Source organism: Micromonospora sp. WMMD812, from assembly GCF_027497215.1.
In the GTDB taxonomy this organism is placed as follows: Bacteria; Actinomycetota; Actinomycetes; order Mycobacteriales; family Micromonosporaceae; genus Micromonospora.
Genome location: NZ_CP114904.1, coordinates 4,855,001 through 4,864,186 on the forward strand (window position 1 = coordinate 4,855,001; position 9,186 = coordinate 4,864,186).

Annotated in this window: 5 protein-coding genes, 2 rRNA genes and 1 pseudogene (1 of these 8 running past the window's edge); 6 read left to right on the forward strand and 2 right to left on the reverse strand. The window is 70.6% G+C overall.

Annotated features, from left to right (window positions below; genetic code table 11):
• The 3 genes and pseudogenes from O7603_RS22425 to O7603_RS22435 all read left to right on the forward strand — a co-directional run.
• Positions 1–1,896: ribosomal RNA gene (locus O7603_RS22425) — 23S ribosomal RNA — on the forward strand (it extends 1,214 nt beyond the left edge of the window).
• An 81-nt stretch (positions 1,897–1,977) separates the two neighbouring features.
• Positions 1,978–2,094: ribosomal RNA gene (gene rrf, locus O7603_RS22430) — 5S ribosomal RNA — on the forward strand.
• 163 nt (positions 2,095–2,257) lie between these two features.
• Positions 2,258–2,887: pseudogene (locus tag O7603_RS22435) on the forward strand (NADPH-dependent F420 reductase); the annotation flags it as partial.
• A 73-nt stretch (positions 2,888–2,960) separates the two neighbouring features.
• Here O7603_RS22435 and O7603_RS22440 read toward each other — a convergent pair.
• Positions 2,961–4,766 (reverse strand): VanW family protein, encoded by a 1,806-nt coding sequence (locus O7603_RS22440; RefSeq protein WP_281571762.1) that lies wholly within the window; start codon positions 4,764–4,766, stop codon positions 2,961–2,963.
• A gap of 183 nt (positions 4,767–4,949) precedes the next feature.
• Between O7603_RS22440 and nudC the strand changes: the two genes are divergently transcribed.
• Positions 4,950–5,870, forward strand: a complete 921-nt coding sequence (gene nudC, locus O7603_RS22445; RefSeq protein ID WP_281571763.1) for an NAD(+) diphosphatase — start codon at positions 4,950–4,952, stop codon at positions 5,868–5,870.
• On the opposite strand, the gene O7603_RS22450 is transcribed toward nudC, so the two are convergent.
• Positions 5,767–7,044, reverse strand: coding sequence for a polysaccharide biosynthesis protein (locus tag O7603_RS22450; RefSeq protein ID WP_281571764.1), 1,278 nt, complete (start codon positions 7,042–7,044; stop codon positions 5,767–5,769). The two genes, nudC and O7603_RS22450, sit on opposite strands and share 104 nt — an antisense overlap.
• Before the next feature lie 182 nt (positions 7,045–7,226).
• On the opposite strand from O7603_RS22450, the gene O7603_RS22455 reads away from it, so the two are divergent.
• Positions 7,227–8,999, forward strand: a complete 1,773-nt coding sequence (locus O7603_RS22455) for a hypothetical protein (RefSeq protein ID WP_281571765.1) — start codon at positions 7,227–7,229, stop codon at positions 8,997–8,999.
• Positions 8,996–9,157 (forward strand): hypothetical protein, encoded by a 162-nt coding sequence (locus tag O7603_RS22460; protein WP_281571766.1) that lies wholly within the window; start codon positions 8,996–8,998, stop codon positions 9,155–9,157. The genes O7603_RS22455 and O7603_RS22460 overlap by 4 nt, the downstream gene beginning before the upstream one ends.
• Positions 9,158–9,186: the final 29 nt, after the last annotated feature.

The following is a 9,186-nucleotide window of genomic DNA, read 5'->3' on the forward strand; positions in this document are numbered from 1 at the left end:
GTAGCGGGGCTCAAGCACACCGCCGAAGCTGTGGCATTCACATTTTTACCTCGCTTGGACGTGATTCCTTGTGCAGGTGTGTGGATGGGTAGGGGAGCGTCGTGCCGGGGGTGAAGCAGCGGGGTGACCCAGTTGTGGACGCGGCACGAGTGAGAATGCAGGCATGAGTAGCGAAAGAAGGGTGAGAAACCCTTCCGCCGGATGACCAAGGGTTCCAGGGCCAGGCTAATCCGCCCTGGGTGAGTCGGGACCTAAGGCGAGGCCGAGAGGCGTAGTCGATGGACAACGGGTTGATATTCCCGTACCCGCGAAGGAGCGACCCTGATGAACCTCGTTGTGCTAACCACCCGAACTGCCGGCGACCTTCGGGTCAATGGTGGGGAGCGTGGGAACCTGGCGGGTAGTAGTCAAGCGATGGGGTGACGCAGGAAGGTAGCTGAGCCCGGCCGGTGGTTGTGCCGGGGTAAGCGTGTAGGCCGTGTCATAGGCAAATCCGTGGCACATGAAGGCTGAGACGTGATGCCGAGCCGATTCAGGTGAAGTCAGTGATCCTATGCTGTCGAGAAAAGCCTCTAGCGAGTTCCGAGCGGCCCGTACCCCAAACCGACACAGGTGGTCAGGTAGAGAATACCGAGGCGATCGGGCGAACTGTGGTTAAGGAACTCGGCAAATTGCCCCCGTAACTTAGGGAGAAGGGGGGCCGGAGACGTGAAGCCCCGCGCGGGTGGAGCGTTGTATGGCCGCAGAGAGCAGGGGGAAGCGACTGTTTACTAAAAACACAGGTCCATGCGAAGAAGTAATTCGATGTATATGGACTGACGCCTGCCCGGTGCTGGAACGTTAAGGGGACCTGTTAGCTCTTTCGGGGGCGAAGCGGAGAACTTAAGCGCCAGTAAACGGCGGTGGTAACTATAACCATCCTAAGGTAGCGAAATTCCTTGTCGGGTAAGTTCCGACCTGCACGAATGGCGTAACGACTTCCCCACTGTCTCAACCACAGGCCCGGCGAAATTGCATTACGAGTAAAGATGCTCGTTACGCGCGGCAGGACGGAAAGACCCCGGGACCTTTACTATAGCTTGACATTGGTATCCGAATTAGCTTGTGTAGGATAGGTGGGAGCCGGTGAAGTCCATACGCCAGTATGGGTGGAGGCAATCTTGAAATACCACTCTGGTTGATTTGGGTATCTAACTTCGGACCGTTATCCGGTTCAGGGACAGTGTCTGGTGGGTAGTTTAACTGGGGCGGTTGCCTCCTAAAAGGTAACGGAGGCGCCCAAAGGTTCCCTCAGCCTGGTTGGCAATCAGGTGTTGAGTGCAAGTACACAAGGGAGCTTGACTGTGAGACTGACAGGTCGAGCAGGGACGAAAGTCGGGACTAGTGATCCGGCACTTGCGTGTGGAAGCGGTGTCGCTCAACGGATAAAAGGTACCCCGGGGATAACAGGCTGATCTTCCCCAAGAGTCCATATCGACGGGATGGTTTGGCACCTCGATGTCGGCTCGTCGCATCCTGGGGCTGTAGCAGGTCCCAAGGGTTGGGCTGTTCGCCCATTAAAGCGGTACGCGAGCTGGGTTTAGAACGTCGTGAGACAGTTCGGTCCCTATCCGCCGTGCGCGTAGGATACTTGAGAAGGGCTGTCCCTAGTACGAGAGGACCGGGACGGACGAACCTCTGGTGTGCCAGTTGTCCCGCCAGGGGCACGGCTGGTTAGCTACGTTCGGAAGGGATAACCGCTGAAAGCATCTAAGCGGGAAGCTCGCTTCAAGATGAGGTATCCCACCCACATTGTGGGGTAAGGCCCCCAGCTAGACGACTGGGTTGATAGGCCGGAAATGTAAGCCCGGTAACGGGTTCAGTTGACCGGTACTAATAGGCCGAGGACTTGACTACTAAGCTGCTACGCGTCCACTGTGCAACTCCCGACAAACGAACAACAGACCCGTTGGGTGTTGTTTGATATGTCGATAGAGTTACGGCGGTCATGGCGGAGGGGAAACGCCCGGTCACATTCCGAACCCGGAAGCTAAGCCCTCCAGCGCCGATGGTACTGCACTCGGGAGGGTGTGGGAGAGTAGGACACCGCCGGACAATCTTCCCGTCAGGGCCACCCTCTTCGAGGGTGGCCCTGACGCGTTTCCCACCCCGTATCCGGGGCGACCCGGACGCCGTCCGTCGTTTCCGCCGATCCGAATCCCGTCCTCGGTAGCGTCGGCATCGGAGCTGCTTCGACGAGGGGTCGACTGACCGGGGGGCGGGCATGAGGATCGGCATCATCGGCTCGGGACACATCGGCGGCAACCTGACCCGTCGGTTCCGCGCGATCGGACACGACGTCACCGTGGCCAACTCGCGTGGCCCGCAGACGCTGCGGGACCTCGGCGGGGAGACCGGCGCGGAGACGGGCACGGTCGAGCAGGCCGTCCAGGACGCCGACCTGGTGGTGGTCGCGGTACCGCTGATGGCCGTACCCGACCTGCCGCCCGGCATATTCGCCGGGAAGATCGTGGTCGACGCCGACAACTACTACCCGGACCGCGACGGCGACATCCCGGAACTGATGGACGGCACGTCGTCCAGTAGGTGGACCGCCGAGCACCTCCGCGGGGCCCGGCTGGTGAAGGCGTTCAACACCATCGCGGCACCCCACCTGCTGGAGAACGGCCGTCCGCCCGGCACCGCCGGCCGGATCGCCCTGCCGGTCGCGAGCGACGACCCGGACGCCAAGCAGGTGGTGATGGACCTGGTCGACGCGCTCGGCTTCGACCCGATCGACGGCGGCACCCTGGACGACAGCTGGCGTCAGGAGCCCGGTACCCCGATCTACCTCGCCGACCGGGACGCCGACGGCGTGCGGAAGGGACTCGTCGAGGCGCGGCGCTGAGGTCGTACGCGTGAAGAGAGCCCCGCCGGCGACGGAGCCGGCGGGGCGGGAGCGGGCCGGAGCCCGACGGGCGTCAGGAGGGCTCGGCGCCGCAGATGTAGCGCGGCTCGGCGTCGTAGCGCCAGGTGAACTTCTCCCGCTTCACCACCGTGCCGCCCTTGCGGATGACCCGGTACGCGTCCTGGGTGAAGCCGTCGATGCCGTTGGCGGGGATGCACGACGGGCCGGGCGTCAGGTAGATGGTCCGCGGCTTGGTGATGTTGCGGCGCGGGCTGTACTCCGTCTTGACGCTGTCGTAGATCTTCGTGCTCCAGATCGACACGGTCACCGTGCTCGACGTGTACGAGGTGTCGATCAGGACCCCGTGCGGGGTGTTGTTGCGGAACTTGAAGTCGAGGTCCGGCCAGAAGATGGTCGACTCGATGACCGCCGGGTACCGGTCGAACCAGTACGAGTGCGGCTTGTGCTCCACGTCCTCGAGGCCGGCGTAATAGGTGGCGTTGAAGAGTGTGGTGGTGAACTGCGAGGTGCCGCCGCCGACGCCCGGGACCAGCTTGCCGTCGAGGATGACCGGGGCGTCGCGGTAGCCCTGCTGGTAGCCCCGCTCACCGGTGTGCCCGTTGAGCGAGAACGTCTCGCCGGGCAGCACCACCGTGCCGTCGACCTCCTTGGCGATGGTCATGATGTTCTGGCTGCGCGGCGAGGAGAGCCCGCCGGTGAACCGGGTGGTGAACGAGGAGACCTTCTCCTTGATGCCCAGGCCGCCCAGCTTCTCCGGGGTCACCTCCGGCTCCGCCGGCTTCAGCGTCGCGGTGACCACCCGGCCGTCGGCCTTCGGCAGAACGGCCAGCAGGTCCCGGCCGAGTGCCGCGCTGTCGAGCTGCTGGCCGGGCCGGCCCGCGTCCAGCACCTTCGGCTTGCCGCCGGCGATGGTCATCCGCGCGTTCCGCGGCTCCACCTCGATGGCCGCCAGGCCGTCGCCGAGCGCGGCGCGCAGCCGCTTCACGTCCACCTGCGGGGACAGCTTGCCGGCCTCGTCTGAGGTGAAGCGGAGACTCTTGGCGATCGCCTTCGGCGGGATGCTGACCGACCCCTTGTCCGTGGTCAGCTTCACCGGCGCGGCCACGGCCGGCTTCGCCAGCTCGTCGACCAGCCGGTCCACCTCTTCGGCGGTGGTCGCCGGGTGCGACTCGACCAGCGGCACGGTGATCGGCTGATCCGCCAACCACCCGGCCCGGACCACCTCCGCGGACCGCTGGGGGTCGAGCGCCAGGCTCGGCTTCGGGTGGACGGCCTTCGGCGTGGTGCCGGCGAAGGTGATCGCCGGCATGGTCATCTTCTTGCCCTGGTCACCGACCGCCGCCCCGAGCGCGGCGTGCAGCCGGTCGACGTCGACCGTGACCACCGGCTGCACCGAGCGGGAGCCGACCAGCCGGCTCACCGGGTGGGCGTCGGCCGCCGCGGCGGCGGCCACCGTCGCCTCCACGTCGACCGTCAGGCCGACGTCGGCCGGCTTGATCTCGGCGGTCCGCTCCCCGACCCGAACCGGCAGCGGGGCACCCAGCTCGGCCGCCCGCCGGTCCAGCTCCGCGCGCAGCTCCCGGGCGGCGTCCGTGCGGCTGCGGCCGCCGAGTTCGGCGCCGAGCACGCTGGTGCCCCGGGGCACGTCACCCGCGTACGCGTAGGCGCCGACGCCCGTCGCGCCGGCCACGACCGCGGTGGTGACGCCGGCGGCGAGCAGTAGCCGGAGCCGGCGGGGCCGGGGTCGGGCCGCCGGGGCGACCGGTGGCTCCGGGTCGTCGCCGGGCCAGGTGACCGCAGCGACCTGCACGGTGGGCCGGTCATCGGCGGGCGGGCGGTTCTCGCCGTACAGCGTCACAGCAACCTCTATCGCGACGTGCCAAGCGGGGGCACTCCCCGGGCGGAGGACACCTACGGTAACCAACGCTCGGCCGTGCGGGCAGCCGCCGCCCCGGCCGCCCGGTCGCGGCGTGTCGCCCGGCGTGTCGAACGGGCGCCGACCGGTGCGCGGTCGCGGCGGCGGCCGTGGCACGGTAGCGGCATGCGGACCGACGAGCAGGTGCTGGCGTACGGCGGCGGATGGCTGGACCGGGCGGGCGCGCTGCGCGCCGACGCGGAGCGGATGGCGGCGTTGCGGGCCGACGCGCGGGCCACGGTGCTGCCGCTGTGGCGGGACCGCTGCCTCGTGACGGCGGACGACGTGCCGGTCCGGTTGGCCGGCGACGCGGCGCGGCCGGTGCTCGCCGCCGCGAACGAGACCGTCTTCCTCGGCCTGGACGCCGGGGTGGCGGTCTTCGCGGCCGACCTCTCCGGCCAGGCCGAGGCGGACGCGGTCGCGCTGGCCGGCGCGGCCTCGACCGTGGACGTGCGGCGGCTGGCCGGCCGGCTCGACCCGGCCGAGGCGGCCACGCAGGCGTACGCGCGCGGGCTGCTGCACTGGCACCGGCAGCAGCACTGGTGCGGCAGCTGCGGTGCGCTCACGACCGCCCGCGACAGCGGGCACGTCCGGGAGTGCTCGGGGGCCGGCTGCGGGCGGCTGCTCTTCCCCCGGATCGAGCCGGCGATCATCGTGCTGGTCGTGGCGCCGGGCGCACCCGACCGCTGCCTGCTGGCCCGGCACGCCGGCGCGGCGGAGGACGCGTACTCGACGCTGGCCGGGTTCGTCGAGGTGGGCGAGAGCCTGGAGGACGCGGTCCGGCGGGAGATGGCCGAGGAGGCCGGCGTGACGGTGACCGAGCTGTCGTACCAGGGATCGCAGGCGTGGCCGTTCCCGGCCGGGCTGATGGTCGGCTTCCGGGCGACCGCCGCGTCCGACGAGGTGCGGGTGGACGGCGTCGAGCTGCTGGAGGCGCGCTGGTTCACCCGGGACGAGCTGCGCGCTCGGGTGGCCGCGGGTCGGCCGCTGGGTCGGATCGACTCGATCGACCACCATCTCCTCGGGCGGTGGCTCTCGGCATCCTGACCACCATGACCAGCGCGGTCACCGCGGCGGTGGCGAGGGCGCTCCACATGATGCCGGCGAAGGTGCGTGGCACGACGGCCGTCGTGAGGACGACGAGGCCGCCCGTGGCGACCCAGAGCGGGGCGGACGGCCACCGGGTGCCCGCCGCGATCTTGGCGTTGACGACCGCGAAGACCAGCGCGTAGAGGGCGCCGGTCGCGGCGAACACCGGGGCGTACCGGCCCAGCGACTCGTACTGCGCGCCGCCCGCCAGCCGGAACGCGAACCCGCCGGCCAGCGTCGAGGCGGCGACGAGCAGGGCGCCGCAGGCGCCGACCACGGCGAGCACCGCCGTCCGGACCCGGTTGTCCCCCACTGCGAGGCGGGGCAGGGCCAGCACCGTGACCACCTGCGGTGCCCAGAGCGCGCCCTTGGTGAGCACGGTCCCGACGGCGTACGTCCCCGAGTCGGCGGGCGGCAGCAGTTGCCGGGCGAGGATCAGGTCGGCGTACGACACCACGAGCATCGCCAGGGCCGCCGTGCCGGCGCTGGCAACCTGCCGGACCCGCAGCACCGTCCGGGCCCCGCCGTCGACGGTCGACCGTCCGGCGTCCGGACGGGCGATCCACGCCACGACCGGCAGCGCGAGGTACACGGTCACCAGGCCGGCGAGGAGCGTGTCGACGACGCCGTAGCCGAGAACCAGCCCCACGATCATGCCGGCGTAGCGGCCGACGGCCAGCACCCCCATCGCCCACGCGAGGCGGACGAAACGCTGCGCGCCCTGCACCTCGCCGAGCCACACCCCGGCCAGGACGACCGCGACCGTCATGCCGGCGACCAGCGCCACGACCGTCACCGGCAGGCGCAGGGTGGTCATGACCAGCGGCGCGGCCGCGACGACGACCCCACCGGTCACGGCCGTCGTGAGGAGGGCGACCCGCATGGTGGGAGCGGCGGGATGGCGGGCGCGGTGCACGGCGACGGCCATCTGGAGGCCCACCCCCGCGACGCCGGCGATCGCGACGAGCGCCAGCACCGTGGCCAGGACACTCAGCTCCTCGACCCGGAGGTACCGGGCCCCGAGCATCGGCAGGAGATAGGCCAGCCCGTTGGTCGCCATCGCGGCGACCGCCACGGCCGCGCCCGCTGTGCCCAGCCGGCCCTGACCGGGCCCGGCCGTCGTCTCTGTCATCGCGCCTCACCGGGTTGCGCCGTGCGGGAACGGCCGTCGCGTGGAGCATCGCCCGTCGTCGCGGTGTCGCCCGTCGACGTCGTCAGGGCAACCTACCGCCGGCGATGAGCTGTGCCTAGAGTGCTGACCGGAACGCCGGGTGCGACGTCGGGCCCGCGCCACGTCGAGGTTGCGGGGGTCCTGTGCGCCGACCGTCAGCGGAGTCCGCTCCGGTGCCGCGCGGCGCCATCCTCGCGCTCCGGCGCACCTGGCCGGAGGTGGTGCTCGGTCTGGGCGTCGTCCTCGTGATCCTGGGACCGGTGCTCGGTCCCGGCTACGTGCTCCGGTACGACCTGGTGTTCGTGCCCGACCCCCCGTTCGGCGGGATGGTCTGGGGCAGCGGCGCCGAGTTGCCACGCGCCGTGCCCAGCGAGCTCGTGGCGGTGGGCCTGGCACAGCTGATGCCGGCGGACGTGGCCGAGAAGGTGCTCCTCGCCGGCTGTCTGGTCCTCGCCGCCGTGGGCGCCGCCCGACTGGCTCCGGTCGGCCATCCGTTGGCGCGCATCGCGGCCGGGCTCTGCTACGTGTGGAACCCCTGGGTGTACGGGCGCCTGCACCTCGGGCAGTGGGCGGTCATCGTCGGGTACGGCGCACTGCCGTGGGCGTACGCCTGGGTCCTCGGCGTGCTCCGGGGCCCGGCCGACGGGACCGCCCCCGCACGGCGCGGTGTGCTCGCCGCGGGTCTCCCGGTGGTCATGGGTGGTCCCGCGCTGATGCTGGCCGCGGTGCTGACCTGCGGTCCGGCGCTCGCCCTGGCCCGGCGGTGGCGGGCCCTGGTCGCGGCCGCCGCGGTGGCGGCGGGCCTCACCGCGCCCTGGCTGCTGGCGCTGGCCAACCGTGGGGACCCGGTCGAGGTCGACGAGCGGGGTGTCGCGGCCTTCGCGGCCCGCGCGGACACGCCGCTCGGCGTGCTGGGCAGCGTCGCCTCGCTCGGCGGGATCTGGAGCCGGCTGGCCGTGCCGGTCGGGCGGGACCAGTGGGCGGTGGCCCTGCTCGCGCTGCTGCTCGCGGCGGCGGCGGCCTGGGGGTTCGTGCTCGCCCGCCGGCAGTGGCCGGCGGCGGCCTGGTGGGGGCTGCTCCTGGGCGCGGTCGTCTGCACCGTGATCGCCGTGGTCCCGGCCTGGCCGCCGGGCGAGCGGTTGATGGCGGCGTTGGTGGACCACCTTCCGCTCGCCGGCGCTGTCCGGGACGGCACCCGGCTGCTCGCCCCGCTGGCGTTGGTGCAGGCGGTCGGGCTGGGTGTGCTCGTGCAGTCGCTGGCGACGTCGGGTGCCCGCGCGCTCGCTCCGCTGGTGACGCTGGCCCCGGTCGTGCTGGTCCCCGGCCTGGCCTGGGGCCTGGGCGGGCAACTCGACACGGTGCGGTACCCGGCCGAGTGGGCGGCGGTGCGGGCGGTGGTGAACGACGACCGCACCCCGGGCAGCCTGGTCTCGCTGCCCTGGTCGTCGTTCCGCGCCTACCGCTGGGCGGGCGACGTGCCGGTGCTCGACCCGGCGCCGCGCGCGTTCCGCCGGCCGGTGGTCGGCGACCAGGACGTGCTCGTCGGCCAGGAGCGGATCCGTGGGGAGAGTCCCGAGGCGGACCGGGTGGCCGCCGCGCTGGCGGTGCCCGGCGACCCGACGCCCGGGCTGCGCCGGCTCGGCGTGCGATACCTGCTCATCCAGACCGACCAGCCCGGCGGCGCGGAGCTGCGGGGTCGCTTCCCGGGCGCGGAACTCGTCCGGCAGGACGGGACATTGACGTTGCTGCGTCTGCCCGACCGCCTTTCCTCGGCATCCGCGCCGACTGTCGGGATTCTTCCCGTCCTGGGTTATTCGGTACTCGGGGCCACCCTGTTGATCACCCTTCTGCACCCCACCGCTCGCCGCCGACACATGCTACTGTCCGGTCACTTAACTCGAAGGGATCGTCAATGAAGGCATCCTTCAATCCCCTCCTGACCGCCGTCATGGCGGCGGCAGTGGGTGCCGTGCTGGGCATTCTGGTCGTTTCGCTCGGGACGTCGATCGCCGTGAGCAACACCAGCACGCCGACCAAGGTCGACCAGCCGATCATCGTGTACGGCGAGCGCTGACGGCGCTTCATGGAGGTCCCACCTCCTGA